Genomic DNA, 26,999 nt, shown 5'->3' with positions numbered 1-26,999 from the left:
ACTCTTAATGAAAAGTAAATTTATAAAAATCCTTGCTATTGTAGGCGTAATTGTCGTGCTAAATGTGCTGGCCTCTTTTGTTTTCTTTCGCTTAGACCTCACTGAAGAAAAACGGTATTCTATTTCTGATGCCACTAAAACTCTATTAGGGAATCTGGATAAAGAGATTCTGATAAAGGTATATTTGGGTGGAACCGAGCTGCCTGGGGGCTTTGAAAGACTGAAACGTGCCGTGAACGAAACACTTGATGAGTTTCAGGTATATGGGGGTTCAAGAATTGACTATCGTTTGATAGACCCAAGCGCAGAAAACGATACCAAAAAACGTGAAGAATTTTATGCCGAGCTCATGAAAAAAGGCATGGAACCTACACGGGTAATAGATAATAAAAATGGCCGTCAGGTAGAAAATATCGTTTTTCCGTATGCATCTGTAAGCTACGAAGGTAAAGAAGTGCCGGTATTGTTGTTGAAAGGCACAGAGGGCAGAACAGCACAGGAGAAACTGAACCAATCGTACGAAAACGTGGAATATGAATTAGCCAATGCTATCAGAAAATTGACGCTGAAGGAAAAAAAGAAGATTGGTTTGTTGGCTGAGTTTACCAAACTAAAACCTGTGAGCTTTGCCGATTTGATTACTTCTCTACAAGAACGATACGATTTGTTTATCATTGATGCCAAGCAATCGCCTACCTTTCAGGGGCTTGATGCCTTGATTCTGCCAAAGCCTGATTTTCCGGTTGATGATAGTACTAAATATAAAATTGACCAGTATGTAATGAATGGGGGCAGAGCCTTGTTTTTTGTTGATGGCCTGAAAGTTGATTCGGTAGGCTTACAAGGCACTTATGCTCAACCACTAGAATTGAACCTGACCGATTTGTTTTTTAAATACGGGGTCCGAATCAACAGCAATATTGTAAAAGATGGTGCAAGTTCGGCGGCTATTCCGATGGTGGTTGGAAACATGGGCGATAAGCCTAATATTCAGCCTATACCTTACAGATTCTTTCCGGTAATTAATAATTTTGGCAAAAGCCTTATTACAAATAACCTGGATTTGATTTTCTGTCGCTACGTAGCTTCTATCGATACCGTACAAGCAGCGGGTGTTAACAAAACCCCTTTGTTAATGACAACACCATACACAAAGGTATTGAATGCGCCAGCATTGGTAACATATAACGAAGCTCATACCGAAACTCAACAAGACGATTACAATGGTGGTATAAAAACAATTGCCTATTTGTTGGAAGGTAAGTTTGAGTCTCTATACAAAAACCGTTTGCTACCCTCAGACCCTAATTATGCATCGTTCAAAGCCGAAAGTGTGCCAACAAAAATGCTGGTTTGCTCTGATGGTGATTTAATCGTGAACGACCTTAGCCCAAAAACGGGTAACCCCTTGCCATTGGGTTTCGATAAAACTACGCAGCATGTATTTGGTAATAAAGACTTTGTGCTGAATGCTATCGATTACATGATTGACGAAAATGGGGTTATACAAGCACGTGGAAAAGAAATAAAACTACGGCCTCTGGATAAACTTCGCACACGAGACGAGCGCACAAAATGGCAGATTATTAATATTGCTTTACCGCTTGGAATTGTGATTTTATTTGGAATTATTTTATTTATGCTACGCAAAAGAAAATTTGCTTACTGAATAGCCTTTTTTTTATAAAAAAAGTACTAGTTTTAACACTCTAAATTCATTTTTCTCATCTTCTATTTACGACCGGTTAAACATGAACCTATTTGAAATTAAAGAGCAACCGAAGGTCTATGATGTTGTTATTGTAGGCTCTGGTGCAGGTGGGGGTATGGCAGCATACCAACTTACTAAAGCTGGTGCAAAGGTTTGCTTGTTAGAGGCGGGTGGCTACTTTGACCCTGCAGACCCTAAATATATCACTCAATTAAAAAATCCTTGGGAGTCGCCACGCCGTGGTGCAAGCACGCGTACCCGTCCGTTCGGAGACTTTGATGCCGCTTGGGGTGGTTGGGATATTGAAGGCGAGCCTTATACAGCTATGCCGGGCACACAGTTTCGTTGGTTCCGTTCAAGAATGCTTGGCGGTAGAACCAACCACTGGGGGCGTATCTCTATGCGTTTTGGCCCTGATGATTTCCGTAGAGGTTCTCTGACTGGTATCGGCGACGACTGGCCTACCAGCTACGAAGATTATGCACCCTATTATGATAAAGTAGATAGATTGATTGGTTTGTTTGGTACAAAAGAAGGTATCCGTAACGAGCCGGATGGAATATTTTTACCGCCACCAAAACCACGCTTGCACGAGCTGATGCTTAAAAAAGCGGCTACTGGTATTGGTATTCCGGTTATTCCGTCTCGTATGGCTATGCTTACCAAGCCTATCAACGATTCTCGTGGTGCTTGTTTCTACTGTGCGCAATGTGGTAGAGCTTGTCAGGCTTATGCCGACTTCTCTTCGTCGTCAGTACTATGTATTCCTGCTGCTAAAACGGGTAACCTTACCTTGATTAACAACGCAATGGTAAGAGAAGTATTGACCGACCCTAACACAGGGCTTTCAACGGGCGTATCTTATGTAAATAAGCTAGACCTGAAAGAATATTCTGTAAAAGGTAAAATCATTATTCTGGCAGCCAGTACTTGCGAAACAGCCAGAATCATGCTTAACTCAAAATCGGCAAGATTCCCAAGAGGAGTTGCCAACGATAGCGGTATCATTGGTAAATACCTTAACGACTCTACAGGGGCTAGTCGTTCGGCATTTATCCCTGCTTTGATGGACCGTAAACGCTACAACGAAGACGGTGTAGGGGGTATGCACGTATTTACGCCTTGGTGGATAGATAACAAAACGCTTGATTTTCCTAGAGGTTACCATATTGAGTATGGTGGTGGTATGGGTATGCCGGGCTTTGGCTTCGGTGGTGGTATTGAGCGTGTAAATGGGCTTTATCCTGATAAAAACGGTAACAAGAAAAAAGCAGGTGGCTATGGCGCAGCCCTTAAAGAGGATATTCGCCTTACTTATGGTGCTTATATTGGTATGGCGGGCCGTGGAGAACCTATTCCGTTGGAATCGAACTATTGTGAGATTGACCCTAACAACGTAGATAAATATGGTATCCCGACACTTCGTTACCACTACAAATGGAGCGAAAACGAGATAAAACAAGCCAAACACATGCAGGATACATTCGAACAGATTATCCATGCAATGGGTGGTGTTGCTTTAGGTAAAAAACCTGATGCAAGCACTAACTATGGTTTAGCTCAACCGGGTGAAATCATTCACGAAATTGGTACGGTACGTATGGGTAACGACCCTAAAAAATCGGCTTTGAACGGATGGCAACAAGCGCACGACGTGAAAAACCTATTTGTAGTTGATGCGGCTCCTTTCGTATCGCAAGGTGATAAAAACGTAACCTGGACAATCCTGGCGAGCTCTTGGCGTACGTCTGACTATATCACTGAGCAGGTAAAAGCTAAAAACCTTTAACAAAACCATTTTCCAGACATGAAACGTAGAGATACACTAAAAGCAATTTCATTGACTTCGTTGGGAATGGCTGTTTTACCAACTACCGATTTGGTAGCTGCTCCAGACCCGAAACCGTTCAAGACTACTCCGGCCCGTATACCGGAGGAAATAGAAAGAGATAAAAAAATAATGGCTGATAAATTCCTGACAGTAGCTGAATTGGCTACTATCGGAATCCTGGCTGATATTATTATCCCGGCCGATGGCAAATCGGGTAGTGCTACGCAAGCAGGTGTGCCGGCTTTTATCGAATTTATCGTAAAAGATATGCCACATTATCAAACGCCAATCAGAGGTGGTTTGAAATGGTTGGAGAATCATTCGAATAAACGCTTCGGCAAACCTTTTGGTCAGATTACGCCTAAACAACGTATCGAAATAGTAGAAGATATTGCATACCCGGAAGACGTAAAACCAGAGTTTACGCAAGGTGCAGCGTTTTTCTCTCAAATCAGAAACCTGACCGTTACGGGCTTTTATACAACTCGTATGGGCTTCGACGATTTGGGTTATATGGGTAACACGCCGAACGATTGGCAAGGTGTACCGCAAGATGTATTAGATAAATACGGCTTGAAGTATGACCCAATCTATGATAAAAAGGATTAATACTTTTTAATAATACAAAAGCCCTGAGAGAGATTCTTTCAGGGCTTTTTTGTATCTCGGTGAATAAATTCACCGACTAAAATAACAAAGGTATTTTTAATAGCTATGCCCGACTCAAGTCGGGCTTTTAACCAGAATAAATCTTTTGTTGTTTCTAACCGACAAGGTTTATTTATCAATACAACATTCTAAACTTAATCGTCTCTTCAATATCCTTTATCTCCTGAATAAACTCATCGGTATAGCCTTTTTCAACGTCCATAATCACATAACCAATTTTCTCGTTGGTTTTCAGGTACTGACCATTGATATTGATGGCGTGTTTGGCAAATATATTGTTGATTTTTGCCAATATACCCGGCACATTTTTGTGGATATGCAACAAGCGGTGAGAGTTTTTCAATAATGGCAATTGTAGCTCAGGGAAGTTTACGCTACCTGTGGTACTACCGTTGTTCATAAATTCGAGCAGACGCTCAGGCACATAATGGCCAATGCCTTCTTGTGCTTCTTCTGTACTACCACCAATGTGCGGCGTCAGAATTACGTTTGGTAATCCTCTCAACTCGTTGATAAACTCTTCGTTGTTGGTCTTAGGTTCATAAGGGAACACGTCAACCCCTGCACCTGCTACTTTGCCTTCTTTAATGGCTTCTACCAAAGCAGGTACATCAACTACGTGGCCACGAGCAAGGTTCAGGAATATTACTCCCTTTTTCATCAACTCAAATTCACGTTTGCCAAAGATATTGGTGTTGTCTTTACGGCCATCAATGTGCATACTTACTACATCGGCTACTTTCAAAACTTCGTCTAACGAGCGGCATTTCTTGGCATTTCCGATAGGCATTTTATCTACAATGTCGTAGAAATATACCTCCATACCTAGTGCCTCGCCAATAACCGATAATTGCGTACCGATATGGCCATAGCCAATAAGACCCAATTTCTTGCCACGTACTTCAAAACTATTATTAGCCGATTTATCCCATTTTCCGGCGTGCATACCTATACTTTTCGAGAATACATTACGGATAAGCATAATCATTTCTCCAACGGCAAGCTCAACTACCGAGCGGGTATTACTATAAGGTGCATTGAAAACGGCAATACCTTTTTCGGTACTTGTTTTCAAATCTACCTGATTTGTACCGATACAGAATGCCCCGATAATCATCAGTTTATCGGCATTTTCCAAAACCTTTTTGGTAACATTGGTTTTAGAACGAAGCCCTAAAATGGATACCCCTTTTATTTTCTCGGCCAGTTCGTCCTCATCCATCGCTCCTTTATGAAACTCAACATCAAAGCCTTCAAATTTGAATGATTCTACCGCTACAGGGTGCACATTCTCTAACAATAGCACTTTGATACGGCTTTTAGGATAAGACTGGCTACGTGGCAGTTTATTCAAGTACAAAAACTCATCTAACGAAGGCACCACGTGGTCGGCTTTGGCTACTACTTTTTCACGCTCTACGTTTTCGGTAAAAGCATAAAAACGATTTGCCAGCCCCGATGCTCTTAACTCATAATCGGTATAACCGTCGCCGATGGCATATACATCTCCATCAAGTTTTAGTGAGCTCAATAGTTTCACTTTCCCTTTTTCATGAGCCAGTACATTGTCTTCGTTTACGCCTATAATATTGCCTTCGTTGTCAAACTTAAAGTCGTTGGCATATACGTTTTCCTCTTTCAAGCCCATAGCTGTTACAATAGGCACAATAAACTCTTTAAAGCCACCCGAAACAATAAATATGTTATCGGCATATTCACGCAAAAACTTTTCGTTGCGTTGAAACGAGTTCGATACTTTGGTATGTAAGAAATCAATCAGTTTATCAATATGCGAACGATTGGCTTTCAGAAGGTCGATTCTTCTGCTTAGGGCTTCAGAAAACGAAATCTCACCATTCATACCCATTTCGGTCAGCTTTCTGATTTCGCCTACAATTTTTTCCTGATTAGCATTGCCTGCAAGGGCGATATTAGCTAGCTCGTCGAGCCCTTCTACTTTTGTAAAAGTGCTGTCGAAGTCTATAATAAAATAAGGTTGGTTATTCATGAATCACTAAGCCTCTATAATAGGTGTTATGTTAAAAGTATTCTGATTACTGATTATTTACTGCTCAACTTGCCAATGCAATCTTAATATGTTCAAGATGATGTGCTGTGTGCCAGGCACCCATGTGTAATGCCTGTGCTAAAGTAACAGTTATCTGGCGGCCAGCATGATAAAATGTTCGGTTGAAATCCTGGGCGGACATCGACTTAAGCAGATGTACCCATCTTTTGTGCGTAGCTTCTAGTAACAATAGGGCATCGGCTAGTGGAACGCTCGGTACTTCGGGGTTATTGGCCCAGCCTGTAACATTTGGTATAAACCCCTGCGAATTGTCTTCGCAAAGTGCCTGTTTAAAACGGGCAAAATGCAGAATATGCACATCTGAAACATGAACCACTAGAGTATGAATACTCCAGGCGCCTTCACGGTAAGACTTTGCCAACTCTTCTGCCGAAAGATTTGCAATTAATTGCGCATACTTGGCCGGATACTGCTCTATAATGCCAATGTTTCGAGCCATTTCTTCTTCAGAATAGCTACTTTCTGGTTTCCATTTACCAATAGGAAACTGCCGCTCTTCAAGAGTCATTGCTTTGGGGAGTGTTTTGTTGTCAACTCAAATTTACAGAACTATTATGCAATAAACAGAGCTAAGCAACTGATTTTCAATAATTAAACGAAATGTCAAGAATTTTCTTAGTATAATACAAAATGAATTGTTTTGAGTTTTAATTTCAGTTTAAAAATGAGATTGATTTGGCGTAGCCCAAATAGCACATTTTGAAACCTAAGAAATAAGTCTAAACGACCTCAATACTAAGCGTTGATGAAGAAGAAATGCAAATATAATAATTTTTTGAAGATTAAGGCACAGGGTCGTATCCATGACCACCCCACGGATGGCAACGCCCGATACGCTTTATGGTAAGTAATAAACCCTTAAAAAAACCATATTTCTGAAATGCCTCTACCGAATATTGTGAGCAAGTAGGCGTATAACGGCACGAAGCCGGAAACCAAGGCGAAATACCTGCCTGATAAAGACGAACCAGAAAAATGGCAATGTGTTTCATGGGGTTATTCAAATAAGATATATAAAGTAACTGTATGCGTTGAGAGGCGGTCGATACCCCCGATAGCCGTACCACGAGCCGTAACTGGGTTTACAAGATTTACAATACCATGTGAAAAATGTAACTCAGGAGAAAACTTGAAATATTCTCTGAAAAACTCAATACCGGTGCCATATTCTACACTAAAATCGTTGTTTTTGGTTGTAAACTGCTGGCGGCCTCTTCTGTTAACGGCATTGGTTTCTACAGCATAACGAACACCACCAAAAATATACATTCTTACATTACCACGGCGCTCCGATTTATATTTGAACATAACAGGCAACTCGAACCAAGCAGTTTCACGTAATTCTTTTTTTTCGCTAAGTGTATTGGTAGTTGTATTAGCAATGCGATACTCAAGCCGACGCCCATAAATGGCTACTGTAGGTAAGATACGGAAATCGAAATAATCGTTCAGCTGTATATTAACCAAACCTCCCATTTTAAGCCCGATGGTTGATGGTGAGGTGATAGAGTAAATGCTGTCCTTATTAACAAAATAGTTATTAAACTTAATATTAAAGTTTGTATAAGGTAAACCCAGAAAATAGCCGAACCTAACGGTTTTGGCATCGTAATCGCCTTGGAAAAGACGTTTGTTCTCTTGTGCTGACAAAGTATGCACACCTATAATAGCTAAGAACAGAGAAACTCCCGTAAGGGTAAAAATCTTTTTAAAGGGAAACGTTAAATTACTAGAAAAGGATACCTTAATATTTTTCATTAACTCAAGAAAAGGTTACAACTATAAATCAATAGCAAGCTCAGGCCTTTTTCTTACCAATATAAACTGTACAAATACCAAAAGTAAGCGGTACACTTTTGGTTTCGCTGAATCCGGCTTTTTCGAATACCCGTAAGAAATCATTTCCTTCAGGAAAAGCCTTAACCGACTCAGGCAGATAACTATAAGCTGCTTTGTCTTTCGAAATTATTTTGCCAACTAAAGGTAAGATAGTAGAATTATAGAGCCAATATAACTGCTTGATTATAGGTGTTTTAGGTTTCGAAAACTCTACAATCAGGCAAGTGCCGCCGGGTTTTGTAACCCTGTGCATATCGGTTAAGCCTTTCTCTAGGTTTTCAAAGTTCCTTACTCCAAATGAAACGATGACAGCATCAAAAGTATTGTTGTCAAACAATAATTTCTCCGAATCGCCGCTTCTGAGTTCTATCACTTTTTCCATGCCGATTTTCTTCATCTTCTCACGGCCAATCGCCAACATACCTTCCGAAATATCAACACCTATTACTTTTTCCGGCTTTAGTTGTTTTACTGCCTCAACAGCAAGGTCTCCGGTACCGGTAGCAATGTCTAATATTACTTTAGGTTGAGCCGAACGCAACATTGAAATGGCCTTTTTGCGCCACCACACATCAATGCCTCCACTTAGTAAACGATTTAACAGGTCATATTTTGGCGAGATATTATCAAACATCTCAGCTATCTGTTCACGTTTTCCGGTTTCTTTTTCTTTGTAAGGTACAACCATCTCTGAATCTGCAAAAAATCAATAAATATGCTAATAAATCGCAAAGTTACAACCACATTTTCATATTAGATAGGTTTTATCAGTATAAATGCTTTCATACTAGTAAACTATGCTTATTTGCTTAACAAAAAGGCATTGAAAAAGGTTGAAAATGCCCAATTTTTATGAGTTATAAACCTAAAAAATATTCTGAGGTTTTTCGGTAGTTTCATGGATTTGTGCATAACCAAATAAAATTTTGTGAATTTTTTTTCGATTTTTATCTATTTGAAAATCAACAAGATAGCGTTTCTTCTGAGCAGTTTGAAAAAAATAATTCCAACCAAATTTTTTCAAACCGAATCCATGTAGGAAATAAACCAAAGAAAAATTTATGAAAAAAATCATTTTAAGTGTCGTTTCGGTAGCTATTTTGTTTGCTTGTTCAAAAGAGGAAACAACCACCCCACAACTTTCGTTAAATGACCAGTTTAATGTGTCGGCAGAAGGCTGGACTGCTGATTTTGCTGACTACCCGGTAGGCGAAGAAACATTCTACGAACTGTCGCACAAAAAAGATGCTAAATTACCGGCACCTTTAGATACAACAAAAAAGGCGTTTCGTATTTCGGGTAATAACCATAGCGATGATTTGTTTATGTTTATTACTAAAAAAATGACTGGCCTGAAAGCAAATCAATCGTACAAAGGAACATTCGAAGTTGAGTTTGCTACAAGTGCTGCCGATAGTTCGGTTGGTGTAGGCGGTTCTCCGGCAGGAAGTGTGTACATGGGTATTGGTCTTACATCAATCGAGCCGAAAAAAGTGGCTAACACTACTACTAAGAGCTACGAGATGAATATCAAAAAAATGCAGCAAGCAACCAGTGGCCAAGATATGAAAGTAATTGGTAACGTAGGCAATGGTACATCTGAGTTCAAGTACAAAATTGTGAAAAGAACCGGAGAATTTACAGGTAAGTCAGATGCTAACGGTAATATCTGGGTAATTGTAGGTACCGATTCTGGTTTTGAAGCTACTACAACGCTTTATTATACAGGCGTAAAAGTAAACCTTCAGGAGGTAACGGCAACAGCTACAAAATAATTGGTGTCAGGTCGAGGCTTAAATGCCTCGACTTGCTTTTATCAATACAAGGGTCGTCTATTCAAACTTAACTGATATAATGATATGAAAAAGGTAATTTGCATTTTAGGTATTATCGGTAGCTTTTTTGTAAGCTCTTGTAAAAAAGATACTGTTTCGGTAGTGGGGCTTGATACCTCTTATCTGCCTTTAAGTGTAGGTAATTATTGGAAAATAGATGGAGTAGACACAAGAACTATTAACGAAACCAAGGTTTTTGACCAGAAAACTTATTATGCAATTACGTCTAGCTATGATACCTCTTATGTCAGAAAAGAGAACGACAAAATTATAGAATATCATAAAGGCAAAACATCGGTAAGGTTTGATTTAGCTGCCAATGTAAACGACACCTGGCAGTATAGAGATTATACAGTAAAGCTTACAAGTAAAACAGAAACAATTGTAATTGGCGGCGAGTCTGTTAAAGACTGTTATCGTTTTTATTTTGATATTCCGGCAATGGCCGATGAAGAGCACGCAATCTGGCTGGCACCAGGGATTGGGTTTATTCAGCAAGAATGTATGGGAAATTGTATAGGAGGAAAGAAGAAACTGAAAGAATTAAAACTCGACGGAATAGTATATAAATTCTAGCAATACATTTGATTTTTGCTGAAAGCCTGATAAGTTTATTATCGGGCTTTATTTGTTTGTGTCTGTATATTTGTGACGCAAAGGCCTTAGGCATAATTACAGAATATTCTTTAAACAAAAAGCATAGTTTGTTCAAATCACTACCGCTTAATCAAAAATCCGCGACTCTTCAAATATTAGCTTTGTTTTTTCGTAAATAGCTGTGTTTTTTAGGCACATTTGTTGCTGATAAATCATTATTTTGAGTAAACTTCTCAGAAAAATTTTAGTTTTACATCGTAAGTCTTTGTCAGGGCTTATATAGCTTTCGTTCTAACTGCTCAAAGTAAAATTAGCTATTTGGTAGAGGGGCCACCGGCCTTATTTACCAAATCTTATATTGATTGTTTTTCGTATTGATTTTTCATCTAAAATGGCGTAGACTTAAAGATGGACATTAAATGCTTAGTGCACAGCCACATGATATGCCGCTTACAGAATGGTTTCCTTTGCTTTTTTTCATTAATATGCTTAATGGTTTTCTCTTCTGTATCGTTTGCGCAGTCGTTTAAGAAAGGAGAGGTAGATTTAAGAGCACTTAAAATTGAGGACACAAAAAACCACGTTGATTTATCGGGTGAGTGGGGTTTTTATTGGCAAAAATTGCTAGAACCCAAAGAGGTATCTGCTGCAAAGCCTGATTATTATGTGCCCTTTACCGAGGTCTGGAATAAGCACGAGCAACTAGGCAAGCCATTTAAAGCCTTTGGTTATGCTACTTATACATTAAATGTTTATATAAACCACCGTGCCAATCCTCAGATTTCGTTTTTTATACCTGCGCCTTATTCAAGCTATAAACTCTGGATCAACGGCCAGCCAGTAGCCAGCAATGGGGTAGTGGCTACTACCAAAGAAGCCTATACACCACATTGGTTGCCTACAAAAAAGCTATATCTGGCTCAATCAGATACCCTACAATTAGTATTGCAGGTTGCTAACTTTGACCATTATCGGGGTGGTTTTTCTCAGCCCATTATTCTGGGTAGTAATAGTTATACCGAAGATATATGGGATACAGAGCTATCAATTACACTGATTCTGACCGGGATTTTGTTGATGGTAGCTTTGATATTCTTTGGCCTGTATTTTTTAGGACAAAAAGACCAGGTTGTAGTATTTTTTGCGCTTTACTGTGTATTCTATATATATAGGTTAATAGGCGTCGATAAAATCTATTACCTGCATCAGGTTTTTCCGAACATTGATTTCAGAATAACCTTTACTCTTGAGTACTTCGCTATCTTTATTTGTATCTATTTATTCAGCCGTTTTGTAAGAGCACTTTATTCAGATAACAGTGTTATTGTACGAGCAACAGAGTATATTAGCCTTATATATATAGTATTGTTGTTTGTTACACCTGTCTATATTATCTCTTATCTATCGCAGTTGTTCTTCTTTATTATATTGTTCTTTGTAAGCTACAATCTTTATAAGTCTTTGGTTGCAGTTATAAAAAAGCGGAAAGGTTCTATTTTTTCATTATTGAGTATGTCATCTATTGGCATAGCTGTTGGCTTAAATATATTAGGGTACTTTGGGTACATACGCCCTTCGTCTTATTATTTGTTTTTCGGCTACTTTGGCTTTATTCTGTTTCAAACCCTTATTCTTTCACATCGCTTTGTATATTCTTTCCGAAAAGCACGGCAGGAAGCTGAGCAAGCGGCTAAGGCAAAATCAGAGTTTCTGGCTAATATGAGCCACGAAATCCGAACGCCTTTGAATGGTGTAATCGGATTCACTGATTTGCTAATGAAAACCAAGCTTGATAATACCCAGCAGCAGTATATGTCAACTGTTTTCCAGTCAGCCAATGCTTTACTTGATATTATCAACGATATTCTCGATTTCTCGAAAATTGAAGCAGGAAAGCTAGAAATAGTAATCGAAAAAACAAATATCCACGAGCTCATGAGCCAGGTAGCCGATATGATTACTTTTCAGGCAAGTCAGAAAAATCTTGAAGTATTACTTAATATTCCGGTAGATGTGCCTCGCTATATATGGGTAGATGTGGTTCGCCTACGGCAGATATTGGTTAACCTGCTAAGTAATGCTGTAAAATTTACTGAGGTCGGAGAAATTGAACTGAAAGTAGAAAAATTAGGAGAAGTTAAGAATAACAATGATACGTTTCGGTTTTCGGTAAAAGATACCGGTATAGGGATTGCACCCCAAAATCAGGAAAAAATATTTCAGGCGTTTTCACAAGAAGATTCATCAACTACTCGGAAATTTGGTGGAACAGGACTGGGTTTGACGATTTCGAACAAACTATTAGCCTTGATGCAAAGTAAGTTACGGGTAGAAAGTGAACTCAACAAAGGAACAAGGTTTTATTTCGACCTAAATCTTAGAACCGAAATAGGAGAAATTGATGAATGGGAAAATATTGAGGTATTTAAACGGGTATTAATTGCCGATGATAACAAAACAAATCGTTCGCTGATAAAAGGAATGCTCGATTTACGAAAAATTAGTTATGAAGAAGTAGAGAACGGACAAGAAGTAATAGATATACTAAAGAAAGGCGAGAAGTTTGATTTGTTGATTATTGATTATCATATGCCTTATATAGATGGGCTTGATACAGTGCGATTATTGCGACAAAAAACCAAATTTAGTGCCGAGAAACTACCAATAATATTGCTTTACAGCTCTCATGCACACGATTATATAAATTCCGAGTCAGATAAGCTACAGATAAGGCAAAGGCTGGTAAAGCCCGTTACTATTCAAAAGGTGTTTGGAGCTATGTCTAAAACTGCTATTAGGTTTGTTGAAGACAAGCATAAAACAGATGAACTAAAACCGGCTCAATATATAGATGACAGATACCTGACTGTTTTGATAGTAGAAGACAACAAAGTAAATATGCTCTTTGCCCGAACTATCTTCAAATCAGTGTTTCCGAATGGGCGTATTCTCGAAGCCGAAAATGGAAAGCTGGCCGTAGATATTTTTCAGAAAGAAACGCCTGATATTATTTTTATGGATATGCAAATGCCTGAAATGAACGGGCTTGAGGCTACTTTGGCAATTCGTAGCATTGAGAATGGCAAAGGTAAAGTACCTATTATTGCACTTACGGCTGGAACGGTAAAAGGTGAAAAAGAAAAATGTATAGAGGCCGGAATGGACGATTATGTTACAAAGCCATTCGTAAAAGATACTATTGTGAAAGTTGTGCAGAAATACCTGGACAAGTAATAATAGTTTCCGGGTCTTTACTTGTATTATATTATAGCCTTTTGATGCTTTATATGGGCTTATAACTTGGTAGTGTTGCCAAGTTTTTTTTATTTTGCTACTCACTTGAACAAGATTAAATGTCGTCAGCTATTTTTTTTAAAGCAATTGAGCAGGAAATTGCCCGCACACAATATGGTGAAAGCCCCGTAGAGTTATACGAACCGATTGCATATCTGATGTCGCTTGGCGGTAAAAGAATGCGCCCTGCGATATGCCTTATGGCAGCAAGTATTTTTTCGGATGATTGGCAGAAAGCTACAAAACCAGCCCTAGGTGTAGAAGTGTTTCATAATTTTACCCTAATGCACGATGATATTATGGATGCTGCCCCGTTGCGCCGTGGCCAACCTACTGTGCACGAAAAATGGAACTCGAGCGTTGCCATCTTATCGGGCGATGTAATGCTGGTATGTGCTTACGAATTGATGACGGCTGTTAAAGACAATATCTTCAAAAAAGTAATCAGACGATTTAACCGCACAGCGGCAGAAGTATGCGAAGGTCAGCAACTAGATATGAATTTTGCTTCACGCAATGATGTTTCAGAAGAAGAGTACATTAATATGATTCGCCTGAAAACCTCTGTTCTGCTAGGCTTTGCCTTAGAACTAGGCGGGATGATTGCCGAAACCAGTGAGGCCAATACACAACTACTCTATGAGATTGGTACAAACATCGGTATTGGCTTTCAGTTGAAAGATGATATTCTTGATGTGTACGGCGACCCTGAGAAATTTGGGAAACAAGTAGGAGGCGATATTATAGAAAACAAAAAAACGTTTCTGTTGATAGAAGCCCTGGCACAAGCCAAAGGCAAGCCTGAGGAAAAAGAATTAGCACAATGGCTATCGGCACAGAGTTTTGATAAAGCTGAAAAAGTAAAGGCTGTTACCAATATTTATGATACTTTGGGTATTAAACAAATGGCCGAAAGCAAAATGAATGAGTTTTTCAGTAAAGGTCTAAACGATTTAGAAAGATTAGAAGCGCCTGCCGAACGCAAAAAGCCTTTGCTGGATATTATATATATGTTGATTGAACGAGAAAACTAACACACGATGTCTTTAACAGTTATTATAATTGCTATTACTGTTGTGATAAGCATTGCGGCTTTTAACAATAGCCGCCTGATGTACCAGTATATTCTGAACCCCTACACAGCGCATCGTCGCAACGAATGGTGGCGCTTGCTTACCTCTGGTTTTTTGCATGGCGATTTCGGGCACTTGTTTTTCAATATGTTCAGTTTGTATATTTTCGGTGAGGGTATAGAGGCATATTTTCATGCCTTGTATGGTGCTAAAGCCGATTTCTTTTATTTATTGCTTTATTTACTTGGTATTATAGTAGCCAATCTGCCTGATACTTTCAGTAAGAAAAACAATTCCGGCTATAATGCTTTAGGGGCATCGGGTGGGGTTGCCTCAGTGGTTTTTGCTTTTATTATGCTTGAGCCTACTGCAAAAATGGGCTTTATTCCACTTCCTCCAATTATTCCGGCGTGGATATTCGGTATTTTGTATCTGCTTTACTCAAGATACATGGCACAAAAACAATATGATAACATTGGCCATACAGCCCACATGTGGGGAGCGCTATGGGGTGTGGTGTTTATGATTATCACTTTCCCGTCTATTGTTCAGATATTCATTCAAAAGATTGCCGATAGCTTTCAGTAATGTTTAAGATATTAAAGCAACCTTATCCTTTCACGAATCCTTCAGTAGGTGTTTGTATCCGCAGGAGCCTCATTGAAGGTGCTTGTGTTGCTGCATTTTTTGTGATTTTTCAGCCTTTTGGCTTAAATGAGTGGAAACATCCGAATAAACTTTGGGTGCTGGTAGGCTTTGGGGCTATTGTAAGCGCCTGCACAAGTTTTAACAGATTTGTACTTCCGGCATTATTCCCAAGGTTTTTTACTGAGAAGAATTGGACAGTAGGTAAAAAAATAGTAGATATTCTACTTGTGCTTTTGCTCATTACCTGCGCCAATCTACTGTACTCAAAGATGTTTTTTAACTACTTCTCGCTTTCGCCTTTGGGTTTTACTGCCATGTTTTTTATTGTAATACTGATAGGTATTATACCTATTTCGTTTGGTGTGATGTCAAATTATATATATCAGCTCAAAAAATATAACCAGACCATAATAGTACAAGCACAAGAAACCCCAACGCAGGAAATAAAAACTAAAGCTTCGATAAAGCTGATTGCCGAAAACGAGAAAGATATTTTAGAAATATTGGCCGACGATTTGTTTTTCATAGAATCGTCAGATAATTATTCAACCGTATTCTATAAAACAGGTAATACGATTCAGAAAGAAATGCTACGTAGTAGCCTTACAAGGCTCGAAAGCCAGATAAACTTACCTAACATTGTTCGTTGCCATAGGTCTTTTATTGTTAACCTTGATAAAGTTGAAAAGGTAACAGGCAATGCACAGGGCTATAAGTTACACCTTAAATCTCCTGAACTAAGTGTTCCGGTTGCCCGCAAGTATTCCGAAATTGTAGAGCAACTGAAATAAAGCTTCCAATGCCGCATTCTGGTGGCTTTGTCATTCTTCCCTAAAACTTGTTATTCTTCCCTAAGCTTTGTCAAACTCCCCAAAGGCTTGATACTCAACCCTTTCATTTGACAGCTATTATGCTGTTGCTATACATTTGTGTCATCAGAAAACAACACATAAACAATAACACAAATGAAAACTTTCATCAAATCAATTGTCGCTTTTATTCTTTTAGGAGTCATTAGTACTGCTTCTTTTGCACAAAACAAATATAGTGTTACTGTAGTAGTAAAAGGCATTCAACAACGCCAGGGCAAAGTTTACGCTTCTATTTCAAACGATGCAAGCGGTTTTCCGAGAGGGACAAATGTAAAATCAGCTATTGCAGAAGTAACGCCAGAAGGAGAAGTTTCTCTGAAATTTGAGGGTATTCTTGAAGGTAAATATGCCATTGTATTGTATCAGGATTTAAATGATAATAAGCAGTTGGATATGAACGGTGATATGCCTGCCGAACCTTTTGGTTTCTCTAACGTAACGATGTTAATGGGGCCTCCGAGCTTTGAGCAATGTGCCTTTGATGTAAACGAAAACAAAACACTTGCCATTGGCCTAATGGCATTCTGATAAGATACAGATTAATCCCTAAACTCTCAAGTAAATCACCTTTTTAACATACAAAACTATGGAAAAGCTACTATTTAATTTCTTTCTGGTTATACACGTTATCTGCGGATTCTTATCATTACTAACCGGATTAATAGCCATGATTGCCCAAAAAGGCAATAAGACTCATAACATAAGCGGGAAAATCTTTTATTGGGCAATGGCAGGCGTATTTGTTACTACAATTATATTCTTTGCTATTTATCCTGCGGTATTAAAATATCAGTTCTTTCTTACTATCGGGGTTATTAGTTTTTATCCTACATTTTCGGGTAAACGTATATTGAGCATGAAGAAAGCCATTGCACCAACACTTGTCGACTGGGTAGCTGCGTGGGGAGTAGGTGTATGTGGAATTGTAATGTTAGCTTATGCTATGTATGGTTTTGTAAATCCTGTGGGCTTTGGTGGCATGGCTATTTTATTTGCCATTTTCGGGGTAGTTTGTTTAGCAAATGCCTATGGAGATTTGAAGATATACTTGGGCTACAAGAAACCTGAAAAAATGCATTGGTTTTTGGGGCACGGAGGCAAAATGATGGGCGCTTATTCTGCTGCCTTAACAGCCTTCTTTGTAAACATTGTGCCTAGATATATGCCACAAAATACGCCATCGTTTATATTGATTGCCACATGGATTTTACCTGGAGTAGTAGTAGGCATAATTGCATCAAGAATACTTAAAAAATACAAGGCTAAGTTTGCAGCCAAGGCGCAAAAGTCGGTTTTGCAAACAGCCTGATTATTGTATCTCAAAGGCATCAGCATCAAGATACGCCGGAAATTTCTGGCGGAACTCGTCTAAGGTAGCTTTTGTAAGTGTATGCTGATGCACAACTTCATTGTTGACTTCACGGAAGAGCACTTTGCCTGTAAAATCGATAACGGCTGAATGCCCCGCATGAACCACATTGTTGCCATCGAGCCCTGTTCGGTTTACACCTACTACATAGCTTTGGTTTTCTATAGCTCGGGCTACAAGTAACGAATCCCACGGATACATTCTTACTTGTGGCCAGTTGGCTACATAAATAAGCAGGTCATATTCCAGATTAACGTTTCTGCTCCAGACCGGAAATCTTAAATCATAGCAGATAAGCGGACAGATTTTCCAGCCTTTCAGATTTTTAATCAACTTTTTGTCGCCACCGGTATAAACCTCATGCTCTTTTGCCATTCTGAACAGGTGGCGCTTGTCGTAAGTATCAACATCGCCATTGGGGCTAATCCACAAAAGCCGATTATAATATTGGTTGTTTTCTTTAATAACCACACTACCCGTAATTACAGCGCCTGTTTGAGCGGCAATTTGCTTCATCCAACGAGTGGTGTACAAATTCATCGGCTCAGCTACTTTTGCCGGACTCATCGAAAATCCGGTTGTAAACATTTCGGGTAAAATTATTAAATCGGTAGGTGCCGAAATACCAAAAATCTTCTCTTCCAACATAGCCATGTTGGCCGTTGCATCTTCCCAATGAAGATTGGTTTGCACGAGCGTAACGTTTAAGTCTTGAAGAGAAGCGTTTTGGTCAGCCATTTATATAAATAAGGTTATTTAGGAAACTTCATGCGGTAATCTACATCAACATCACCTTTTGTAATATTGGTTAGTTTCTTTTTAAGCATTTGCTTTTTGAGAGGCGTAAGGTGGTCTGTAAACAGAATACCGTCAATGTGGTCGTATTCGTGCTGAATGATACGGGCTGCCATGCTTTCGTAGGTTTCGGTATGCTCAACCCAGTCGGTATCAAAATAGCGGATAGTTACAAACTCAGGGCGATATACATCGGCACGAATACCCGGAATACTCAGACAACCCTCTTCGTAAGCCCATTCGTCGCCATCTTCTTCCACAATCTCGGCATTTATAAAAACCTTTTTAAAATCTATAAGAGACTCGTCGATGTCTTCGTCTGTTTCGGCACCTTCGTTGATGGGTGTACCATCAACTACAAAAATACGAAGGTCTAAGCCAATCTGCGGACCTGCCAAACCCACACCCGATGCTGCATACATGGTTTCAAACATATCTTCAGCAAGTTTTTTTACATCAATCTCGCTAGGCTCAATATCACGGGCTTCTTTTCTTAAAACAGGGTCGCCGTAGGCTACAATAGGATAAATCATTGTATCTTATATATGGTAATTAATTAATTTTTTCCGAAGAGTAATTCTATAATCTTCAATTGTTTCTTTTGGTTCAACTGCCTCAATACAAAAGCCATTTTTCAAGGCAAACAACAACATAGCTCTGAAACGATTTCGAGTTTTGAGCACAATGGCAGCAAACCCTTCGTTAAGAGCCCACGTCTCTTGTGTATCGGCTAGCTGTTGTGCAATATGCAGTTTTCGGTAGTCGGGCAATACCCCACCCATCCATGTATAAAAGCTGCCGTCAGTATCACGTTTGTACCCAACTTTGAAGCCAACCGGAGTGTGGTTATAAAGAGCAACTAAAATCAGAAATTTGGTGTTTAATAATCGACTTTCGTAGACTTTTTCGTCGTAAATTCCGTCAGAAAATTCAGGTATTTGTTCAGAAATCGCTACGCATTCGGCAATTGTACCTACCCTAATTGTTACATTTGCACTCGTATTCATATCACAAAGTTACAAAACTGATGAATAATATTCTTAATAAAAAAGTAAGGTTTATTAATTTAGGGCTAATTGATTACCAAAAAGGCTGGGATTTTCAGGAAAAACTCTTTGCTGAAATCATTGACCTGAAAGTAAAAAACCGCCCTATAGAGCCTGCAGAGCAATTGCCTACACATAATTACCTGCTATTTTGCCAGCACCCGCACGTATACACACTTGGTAAGAGTGGCAAAATGGAGAATTTGTTGCTAGACGAAGAAAGCTTGTCTGCCAAAGAGGCGAAGTTCTACAAAATTAACCGTGGGGGCGACATTACTTATCATGGCCCTGGGCAATTGGTGGGGTATCCTATTCTGGACTTAGAAAATTTCTTTACCGATATTCACCGTTATATGCGCTTTCTGGAAGAAGGTATTATTCTGACATTGGCCGATTACGGCATTGATGCAGGTAGAATTGATGGACTGACAGGCGTATGGCTTGATTATAAAACACAGACAAACCCAAGAAAGATATGCGCTATGGGTGTGAAGTCGAGTCGATGGGTAACCATGCATGGCTTTGCACTTAATGTAAATACCGATTTAAATTATTTCAGCAATATTGTGCCTTGTGGTATCGATGATAAAGCTGTTACGTCTATGGCACTAGAATTAGGTCGTATAGTAGCTATAGAAGAGGTTGCCGAAAAACTGAAAAATCACTTGGCTGATTTGTTCGAAATGGAATTTGAGCTACACCCTGAAGGCGAATTAACAGAGATTTAATAGAGAAATGCAATATTTCCTATTACAAATTGTCTTCAAGTGAGATTTATTTTTAATTTTGAGGAAAATATGAAAAAACCTGTTTAAATAAAGATTTTATACAGACATACCGAATAAAATAACAAAACTATAATAAATGGCAACTGAATATTTGGGAATTGATATTGGCGGAACAAATGTCAAAATGGGCATTGTTGAAGCAGAAACAGGTAAACTTTCGAATTTTTATAGTCACGATACTGCAAGTTGGCGTAAATCAGGACATTTTATAGAACGTTTGGGTGATGCTATAGCAATTCAATTACGCGAAAATAAAGATGTTCAGAAAGTCGGGATTGGTGTTCCTGGTCTGATTACAAGAGACCGCTCGACACTTATTGAAATCACAGCTATCCCTGAAATCAACGGTATTACTATTATTCCTGATTTGAAAGAGCGTTTCCCGAATCATGATTTTTTCTTGGAGAATGATGCTAATGCAGCTGCTCTAGGCGAATATTATTTCGGTGAAGGGGATGTTCCGGAAGACTACATCATGGTTACTTTAGGAACAGGTATTGGTGGTGCAGCTATTATAGATAAACAAGTGTTTAAAGGCGGCGGCGGTAACGCTATGGAGCCAGGTCATATTCCTTCAAAACATGGTAAAGTGTTAGAGCGCAATATCGGTAAAAACGAATTGCTAGACCTTGCCAACAGTATGCGCCAGGCTTATACAGGTAAAACGCAATTACCGGGCGATGGAACTATCTCAACTACTGGATTGGTTGCCGCAGCAGCAGAAGGAGATGATTTAGCACAAAAGATATTCGACGAAGTAGGCGAAATGCTAGGTAGTGGTTTAGTATCAATGATCAGAATTCTTGATATTACTACTATACTTATTGGCGGTGGCTTATCAGCCTCTTTCGATTACATTATGCCGGCTGTAAATAAACAATTGGAATACTGGCTTACGCCTTATTATATAAAAACATTAGATATCAAGAAAGCAACTTTAGGTAACGATGCCGGCCTTCTAGGTGCGGCTAGCTTGTGCTTCTGATATTTTGCCATTCAGGGAAGTACCCTAGCGATGCTTCCCTTCTCTAATCTTTCCCTCACTTTATGCTGTGTTAACACTATGGAGATTTCTCATGCAATTTCAGATATTGTATTAGCCTTGGTTGGTGTTTTTGTTTTCTTCCGTTATTTATTCAAACTTGATCTGGTAGCTTGCTTATTGTGGGAGGCCTTCGTGCTTTCGGTAACTGTTGCTGCGGCTTTTGGCGCTGTTCGTTTTTTAGGTGCTTCAACTTACGCCCTTATTGTTTCGGAGTTTTTTCAGCATCTGGCAGGAACGGTGGGTGCTTTCTCACTGGTATTTGTAACGCTTTTTCTGGTTTTGAAGAAACCCGTGCCAGTAAACTTTGCGTATGTTGTAGTGGGTTTAGGGTTTATTGCCTTTACTGTGGTAAGGCTAACCGATAATATGCAGGTACTGAATGCTGTTCTTACTGTTTCAATACCTTTAGTTTTGTTGATGGGAGTATGGGCGCTCATAAAAGGCGAGCGTTCGATAGGCGCATGGCTGATTCTGGCTGTTGTGGCTTTGGTGATGGGTACTTACAACAAGAGCTTTATGCCCAACACCATCATCGACAGCATAGACGTATACCACTATTTGTTAGCCATCAGCCTGTTTTGTTTCGGTCGGGCTGCAAGCCACCAGGTACACTAATTATTGCTCAATAACCTTTGGTACCAAAAAGTACTCACCATCTTGTTTAGGTGCATTCTTTAAGCCTTGCTCACGGGTAATCTGGTTGTTGGCAATATCTTCTCTGAAAACGTTTACTTCTTCGCTCATGTGTGTAAGAGGTGCTACTTCGGTAGTATCCAGTTCTTTGAGTTGGTCCATCCAGTCCAGAATTTTAGATAAATCTTCTACCATTTTCACTTCTTCCTGCTCGCTTAGTTCTAAACGTGCCAGATGAGCTATTTTCTTTACTGTTTGCTGTTCTATTTTCATTTTGATATTTAACTATTCTTTCGGCTACAAAGGTAAGGCTAATCCTTAAAATAGTGTAGCGATTAATCGCGGTATTTATCTAAAGTAGGTTGAATGACCTCATACACCTGTCTTTTCAGGTCTTCAATATCTTTTTTGGTTTTGCCTTTGGTTTCGATGGGCGCATGAAAAATTACTCTTATTGGGTGCCATACCATTCGTATTTCGGGCATTACTTTATAATTATCAACCAGAGAAATAGGTACAATAGGCACTTGGTTTTCGACAGCCATCGAAAAAGCCCCATCTTTAAAGGGTTGTACCATTTGAGGGAAATTGGTAGAAAAAATACCACCCTCAGGAAAAATCATGATACTACGGCCTGATTTTAAGGCTTTTATTGAGCGTGTCAGCGCTTTGGTTCTACTGCCTTTATCGCTTCTATCTACCTGAATATGTGCTTTAGCAAACATATAGCCAAATAAAGGTACGTTCTTTACTGAGCTTTTACCCAAAAAAGCAAAGTAGTTTTTAATGACCGTGCCCATAAGTGCAATATCTAAATAGCTAAAATGATTGGCGCAGAAGACATAAGCTTTTTTAGGGTCAAGTTTGGCTTCGTATGTAATAGTTAGAGGCATACCTGCCATAAAGAAAAAAATACGACCCCATATTCGGTTGCAGTAGTGTACTACAATTTTCCATTCTTCTTTTTGTAAACTAATGAAAACAATAGGATATAAAAGAATAAATATGAGTAAAAACCAAAAAAGACACCAGCCCGTATAAAGCCAGGATAATAATTTAAAGAAGCCTTGCATCAGGGTATATTCAGGGGAATGATTACACAAATATATGTTTTAATACATTCCCCTGTAATAGATTTCAGGTTATTTTATGTCTTTACGTAAATCGACCGGTTTGGCGTTTTTACGCATTTTAATATTAAGCATCTCTACCAGAAACGAGAATGCCATTGAGAAGTAGATATAGCCTTTAGGTACGTGTACTTTAAATGCCTCGGCTATCAACAATGTACCAATCATTACCAAGAAGGCCAAAGCCAACATTTTTACGGTAGGGTGTTTTTCTACAAACTCACCAACGCTACCTGCAAACAGCAACATGGCAACTGTTGATAATATTACCGAAACGGCCATTACATAAATGTTGTTGGTCATACCAATAGCGGTAATAATAGAGTCGACAGAGAAAACAAGGTTGATAATTGAAATATCAAAAATGGCTCTTGAAAGTTTCGAGGTCGTTTTCTTGGCCGATACATTGTCTTCGTGTCCTTCTAGTTTATGGTGAATCTCTGATGTTGATTTATACAACAAGAAAAGACCACCAGCTAAAAGAATAAGGTCTTTACCACTAAAACCGATGTCGAAAGGCAAGCCTATGCTCTGAAGGTTGAATAATTCTTTTTCAAGACCCAGAATCCAGCCCAATACAAAAAGTAAGCTGACACGGATGGCCATTGCCATAATCAAACCAATCTGACGAGCCTTTTTTTGTTCAGTTTTTGGTAGTTTCGAAGAGATAATAGACACGAAAATAATGTTATCTACTCCTAAAACAACTTCTAAAAGTGTAAGTGTGAGAATACTTGTCAACGCTGCGGTTGTAAAAATCTGTTCCATTCTTTGTTTTTACGGTTTATTTTATGGCGAAATTATTAGTTTTCATGGTTCTCGCCAAATGTGAAATTGATAAAAGGATAATAAATACCCGTGATAACGTCTAAAAACTTGATGAAAAATGTCTTATCGCAAAAAAGTATTAGAATTAAATGGAATATTAGTTGATATAAGAACACGCATTTTCTAATTTTGTTCAATTCAATCTATTTACGTTAACCTTAATGAAACTTAATAAATCTTTACTCGCTGACCCTTCTTTAACACAACTTCCTGAAAAAGTCTTACAATTTGGTACAGGTGTTTTACTTCGTGGCTTGTGTGATTACTTCATCGACAAAGCCAATAAAGAAGGTATATTCAATGGTAGAATTGTTGTTGTTAAATCGACAGACTCAGGCGGGGCAGATGCTTTTGCTGAACAAGATAACCTATATACAATTTGTGTAAGAGGTATCGACAAAGGCGTTGCTAAAGAAGAAAATATCATTTCGGCAGCCATTAGCCGTGTTTTATCAGCACAAAGCCAATGGGCCGATATTCTGGAAACTGCTAAGAACGAAGCCATTGAAATAGTTATTTCTAATACTACTGAGGTAGGTCTGCAATATGTTGCCGAAAGCATCAGCCAAGCGCCTCCGGCTTCTTTTCCTGCTAAACTTACGGCATGGCTTTATGAAAGATTCCAGGCAGGCTTATCGGGCGTTGTTATTATTCCGACCGAATTAATAGTAGGCAATGGAGATAAGCTGAAAGAGATTGTGCTACAACTATGTGCATTTAATCAGTTACCTGACGCATTTGTTCAATGGCTAAACAGAGAAAACAGTTTTTGTAACTCTTTGGTTGATAGAATTGTGCCGGGCAAGCCTAAAGGCGATAGCCTGAAAGAACTTGACGAAAAACTGGGCTACAAAGACGATTTACTGACTATTGCCGAGGTATATCGTTTATGGGCTATAGAGGGCGACGAGAAAGTAAAAGAAGTTTTATCTTTCCATGAGGCCGACCCTGGTGTGAAAATAGAAAAGAACATTGAGCAGTATCGTGAGCTTAAACTACGTATGCTTAATGGTACACATACATTAATGTGCGGTATGGCATATCTTTCAGGCTTTGAGACTGTGAAAGAAGCTTTGGCTGACGAACTAACAGAGAAGTTTATCACAATTTTGATGACGACGGAAATTGTACCGGCTATTCCGTACAAAATAGATGCTAAGGTTTCTCAACGCTATGGCAGAGAAGTTTTAGACCGATTCCGTAACCCATACCTGGAGCATCAATGGATAAGCATTACGCTACAATATACCATGAAGATGCGTATGCGTAATATTCCGTTGTTACTTAAATATTATAAAGAGTTTAATACAGTGCCTCAGTATTTTGCCCGTGGTTTTGCTGCTTATCTGTTATTTATGAAAGCAACAAAAGAAGAAAATGGCAAATATTATGGTAAAAGAGGCGAAGAGCAATACCCGATTCAGTGCGATTCTGCTGCTTATTTCTACAACGTTTGGCAGAATAACTCGGCTGATGAAGTAGTGCAGAAGGTATTGTCGAATACTGAATTATGGGGAAGCGACCTTACTCAACTTTCAGGTTTTGCAGAAAACGTTAGCACACATTTATCGAACATGATGATGTTGGGCGTGCGTGAAGTAGCCTCAGCTTTGAATGTGTATGCTTAAGATGATATAATTTTATAATCATATTCATCTCTCTTTTAAGGAGAAAACAAAACGGACCTTCTGGCAGAATTTACGAGTCAAAAACGTAAATTTCTGTCAGAAGGTCTTTTTATGTCTAATACCTCAAATTTTAACATTTCATTAACCTTTTTTTACACTTTCGCTCATAATACGTAGCGTAGAAACTTGTAGGTTTGTTAAAAAACCTGATAACAAAATGAAAATGGTAAATTACTTATATCTACACGCTTTATTGATATTTGTTTCTTGCACGTTGTGTAATGGACAAAACAAAACTAACCAGTCAAGAAGCTACTACCTATCAGACACCAATAAGTTAATTACTTCACACGGGCCTCTGTCTATCACTCGTAATATAAAGCAAGATAAGAAGGGCTATATCTGGATAGCGGCGTTTGATGGTGTTTTTCGCTATGATGGAAAGGCTTTTACCAATGTCACAAAAGGGGTAAGTTCTGCCCGTTTTTTTGATGTTTTACAAGACAAGAAAGGAAATTTCTGGTTCTCGTCTATCGGTTCAGGTGTGTATTATCATGACGGAAAAGCCTTTCGGAATTTTACAACTAAAGATGGACTTGTTAACGACCGGGTTCCGCATATTTATGAAGATAAAAGCGGTAATATCTGGTTTGGTACTGAAGGCGGCGCAAGCCGTTATGATGGTAAATCTTTTCGAACCTATAAGATGAATGAAGGAGTGGCTGATAAGAATCCTAACGACAATGATGTTAATTCTATTATTGAAGACAAAACAGGAAAATTCTGGTTTGCCACAAGGGGTAATTTGTTTACTTACGATGGAAAGAAATTTACCGTTTTGACCCATAATGGAAATCGTTTTATTAATATTCGTACGATAACGGAAGATAAAAAAGGCAATATATGGCTGAGTGGCGGAGATGGGCTTTGGCGCTATGATGGCAAAACATTTACTAACTTTAATAAGAATTTTGTTGGGTATGTTTATGAAGATAAAAAAGGCAATATCTGGACCAGTTCACAACAGCCGTATAGTTTTGGTGGAGGAGACAGATGGGCACTTTCGCGCTATGATGCAATGTCGTTGTTTAGTCAAAAGCCAACTATAACCGATATAATGGCAGGATACGAAGCTTATAAAAACATGATTTTCGGGATTTTAGAAGCAAATGATGGAAGTATCTGGTTTGGTACTTTAGGCGGGGTATATCGTTACGATGGAAAAACCATTACAGCTTTTAAAGATAAATAATTCAGAAAACATGATTTATGCTCAATT

Annotated in this window: 27 protein-coding genes; 16 read left to right on the top strand and 11 right to left on the bottom strand. The window is 38.9% G+C overall.

Annotation, left to right across the window (positions count from 1 at the left end; genetic code table 11):
* The first annotated feature begins 7 nt into the window (after positions 1-7).
* The 3 genes from gldG to WAE64_RS00495 all read left to right on the top strand — a co-directional run bounded on the left by gldG (position 8) and on the right by WAE64_RS00495 (position 4,151).
* Positions 8-1,669 (top strand): gliding motility-associated ABC transporter substrate-binding protein GldG, encoded by a 1,662-nt coding sequence (gene gldG / locus WAE64_RS00505; protein WP_340233227.1) that lies wholly within the window; start codon positions 8-10, stop codon positions 1,667-1,669.
* Positions 1,670-1,751: 82 nt separating this feature from the next.
* On the top strand, positions 1,752-3,500 hold the full coding sequence (locus tag WAE64_RS00500; RefSeq protein ID WP_340233225.1) for a GMC oxidoreductase: 1,749 nt from the start codon (positions 1,752-1,754) through the stop codon (positions 3,498-3,500).
* An 18-nt stretch (positions 3,501-3,518) separates the two neighbouring features.
* Positions 3,519-4,151: a gluconate 2-dehydrogenase subunit 3 family protein gene (locus tag WAE64_RS00495; RefSeq protein ID WP_340233223.1), complete on the top strand. Its 633-nt coding sequence runs from the start codon at positions 3,519-3,521 to the stop codon at positions 4,149-4,151.
* Between the two features lie 175 nt (positions 4,152-4,326).
* Here the strand turns inward: WAE64_RS00495 and serA are convergent, their stop codons facing one another.
* The 5 genes from serA to ubiE form a co-directional block, all read right to left on the bottom strand.
* Positions 4,327-6,219 carry a phosphoglycerate dehydrogenase gene (serA, locus tag WAE64_RS00490; protein ID WP_340233221.1) on the bottom strand — a complete coding sequence of 631 codons (1,893 nt, stop codon included), beginning with the start codon at positions 6,217-6,219 and terminating at the stop codon, positions 4,327-4,329.
* 64 nt (positions 6,220-6,283) lie between these two features.
* On the bottom strand, positions 6,284-6,808 hold the full coding sequence (locus WAE64_RS00485) for a DinB family protein (protein WP_340233218.1): 525 nt from the start codon (positions 6,806-6,808) through the stop codon (positions 6,284-6,286).
* A gap of 274 nt (positions 6,809-7,082) precedes the next feature.
* Entirely contained in the window at positions 7,083-7,292 is a 210-nt protein-coding gene (gene yidD, locus WAE64_RS00480) for a membrane protein insertion efficiency factor YidD (protein WP_340233216.1), read from the bottom strand.
* A 4-nt stretch (positions 7,293-7,296) separates the two neighbouring features.
* The gene (gene porT, locus WAE64_RS00475; RefSeq protein WP_340233214.1) at positions 7,297-8,058 is read right to left on the bottom strand and encodes a type IX secretion/gliding motility protein PorT/SprT; all 762 of its coding nucleotides are present in this window, start codon (positions 8,056-8,058) and stop codon (positions 7,297-7,299) included.
* A gap of 40 nt (positions 8,059-8,098) precedes the next feature.
* The gene (gene ubiE, locus WAE64_RS00470; RefSeq protein WP_340233212.1) at positions 8,099-8,827 is read right to left on the bottom strand and encodes a bifunctional demethylmenaquinone methyltransferase/2-methoxy-6-polyprenyl-1,4-benzoquinol methylase UbiE; all 729 of its coding nucleotides are present in this window, start codon (positions 8,825-8,827) and stop codon (positions 8,099-8,101) included.
* A 373-nt stretch (positions 8,828-9,200) separates the two neighbouring features.
* Here ubiE and WAE64_RS00465 point away from each other — a divergent pair, with 373 nt between their 5' ends.
* The 8 genes from WAE64_RS00465 (at position 9,201) to WAE64_RS00430 (ending at position 17,767) form a co-directional block, all read left to right on the top strand.
* Positions 9,201-9,914: a hypothetical protein gene (locus WAE64_RS00465; RefSeq protein ID WP_340233210.1), complete on the top strand. Its 714-nt coding sequence runs from the start codon at positions 9,201-9,203 to the stop codon at positions 9,912-9,914.
* 84 nt (positions 9,915-9,998) lie between these two features.
* Positions 9,999-10,550 carry a hypothetical protein gene (locus tag WAE64_RS00460; protein WP_340233208.1) on the top strand — a complete coding sequence of 184 codons (552 nt, stop codon included), beginning with the start codon at positions 9,999-10,001 and terminating at the stop codon, positions 10,548-10,550.
* Positions 10,551-10,979: 429 nt separating this feature from the next.
* Entirely contained in the window at positions 10,980-13,805 is a 2,826-nt protein-coding gene (locus tag WAE64_RS00455) for a response regulator (protein ID WP_340233206.1), read from the top strand.
* Between the two features lie 119 nt (positions 13,806-13,924).
* Positions 13,925-14,899, top strand: a complete 975-nt coding sequence (locus WAE64_RS00450) for a polyprenyl synthetase family protein (protein WP_340233204.1) — start codon at positions 13,925-13,927, stop codon at positions 14,897-14,899.
* 6 nt (positions 14,900-14,905) lie between these two features.
* Entirely contained in the window at positions 14,906-15,526 is a 621-nt protein-coding gene (locus WAE64_RS00445) for a rhomboid family intramembrane serine protease (protein ID WP_340233202.1), read from the top strand.
* Positions 15,526-16,377: a LytR/AlgR family response regulator transcription factor gene (locus tag WAE64_RS00440; RefSeq protein ID WP_340233200.1), complete on the top strand. Its 852-nt coding sequence runs from the start codon at positions 15,526-15,528 to the stop codon at positions 16,375-16,377. The genes WAE64_RS00445 and WAE64_RS00440 overlap by 1 nt, the downstream gene beginning before the upstream one ends.
* Before the next feature lie 174 nt (positions 16,378-16,551).
* Complete coding sequence (locus WAE64_RS00435) at positions 16,552-16,986, top strand: DUF2141 domain-containing protein (protein ID WP_340233198.1); 435 nt, start codon at positions 16,552-16,554, stop codon at positions 16,984-16,986.
* A gap of 58 nt (positions 16,987-17,044) precedes the next feature.
* The gene (locus WAE64_RS00430; RefSeq protein WP_340233196.1) at positions 17,045-17,767 is read left to right on the top strand and encodes a hypothetical protein; all 723 of its coding nucleotides are present in this window, start codon (positions 17,045-17,047) and stop codon (positions 17,765-17,767) included.
* Here the strand turns inward: WAE64_RS00430 and WAE64_RS00425 are convergent, their stop codons facing one another.
* The 3 genes from WAE64_RS00425 to WAE64_RS00415 are packed head-to-tail and all read right to left on the bottom strand — an operon-like array spanning position 17,768 to position 19,629.
* Entirely contained in the window at positions 17,768-18,565 is a 798-nt protein-coding gene (locus tag WAE64_RS00425; protein ID WP_340233194.1) for an amidohydrolase, read from the bottom strand.
* A 14-nt stretch (positions 18,566-18,579) separates the two neighbouring features.
* The gene (def, locus tag WAE64_RS00420; RefSeq protein ID WP_340233192.1) at positions 18,580-19,155 is read right to left on the bottom strand and encodes a peptide deformylase; all 576 of its coding nucleotides are present in this window, start codon (positions 19,153-19,155) and stop codon (positions 18,580-18,582) included.
* A gap of 6 nt (positions 19,156-19,161) precedes the next feature.
* A complete protein-coding gene (locus WAE64_RS00415; RefSeq protein WP_340233189.1) occupies positions 19,162-19,629 on the bottom strand; it encodes a GNAT family N-acetyltransferase in 468 nt (155 codons plus the stop codon).
* Positions 19,630-19,649: 20 nt separating this feature from the next.
* Between WAE64_RS00415 and lipB the strand changes: the two genes are divergently transcribed.
* From lipB to WAE64_RS00400, 3 genes are all read left to right on the top strand, one after another.
* Positions 19,650-20,396: a lipoyl(octanoyl) transferase LipB gene (lipB, locus tag WAE64_RS00410; RefSeq protein WP_340233185.1), complete on the top strand. Its 747-nt coding sequence runs from the start codon at positions 19,650-19,652 to the stop codon at positions 20,394-20,396.
* Between the two features lie 136 nt (positions 20,397-20,532).
* Entirely contained in the window at positions 20,533-21,441 is a 909-nt protein-coding gene (locus WAE64_RS00405; RefSeq protein ID WP_340233180.1) for an ROK family protein, read from the top strand.
* 78 nt (positions 21,442-21,519) lie between these two features.
* The gene (locus WAE64_RS00400; protein WP_340233178.1) at positions 21,520-22,116 is read left to right on the top strand and encodes a DUF6962 family protein; all 597 of its coding nucleotides are present in this window, start codon (positions 21,520-21,522) and stop codon (positions 22,114-22,116) included.
* On the opposite strand, the gene gatC is transcribed toward WAE64_RS00400, so the two are convergent.
* The 3 genes from gatC to WAE64_RS00385 all read right to left on the bottom strand — a co-directional run bounded on the left by gatC (position 22,117) and on the right by WAE64_RS00385 (position 24,032).
* Positions 22,117-22,407: an Asp-tRNA(Asn)/Glu-tRNA(Gln) amidotransferase subunit GatC gene (gatC, locus tag WAE64_RS00395; RefSeq protein WP_340233176.1), complete on the bottom strand. Its 291-nt coding sequence runs from the start codon at positions 22,405-22,407 to the stop codon at positions 22,117-22,119.
* A gap of 62 nt (positions 22,408-22,469) precedes the next feature.
* Positions 22,470-23,237: a lysophospholipid acyltransferase family protein gene (locus WAE64_RS00390; RefSeq protein WP_340233174.1), complete on the bottom strand. Its 768-nt coding sequence runs from the start codon at positions 23,235-23,237 to the stop codon at positions 22,470-22,472.
* A gap of 39 nt (positions 23,238-23,276) precedes the next feature.
* On the bottom strand, positions 23,277-24,032 hold the full coding sequence (locus WAE64_RS00385; protein WP_340233169.1) for a TerC family protein: 756 nt from the start codon (positions 24,030-24,032) through the stop codon (positions 23,277-23,279).
* A 221-nt stretch (positions 24,033-24,253) separates the two neighbouring features.
* On the opposite strand from WAE64_RS00385, the gene WAE64_RS00380 reads away from it, so the two are divergent.
* Complete coding sequence (locus tag WAE64_RS00380) at positions 24,254-25,720, top strand: tagaturonate reductase (RefSeq protein WP_340233167.1); 1,467 nt, start codon at positions 24,254-24,256, stop codon at positions 25,718-25,720.
* 217 nt (positions 25,721-25,937) lie between these two features.
* Positions 25,938-26,972, top strand: coding sequence for a ligand-binding sensor domain-containing protein (locus WAE64_RS00375; protein WP_340233165.1), 1,035 nt, complete (start codon positions 25,938-25,940; stop codon positions 26,970-26,972).
* Positions 26,973-26,999: the final 27 nt, after the last annotated feature.

The sequence above is a fragment of the Emticicia soli genome (assembly GCF_037860775.1).
In the GTDB taxonomy this organism is placed as follows: Bacteria; Bacteroidota; Bacteroidia; order Cytophagales; family Spirosomataceae; genus Emticicia; species Emticicia soli.
This window is presented reverse-complemented; position numbering and strand designations above follow the sequence as displayed.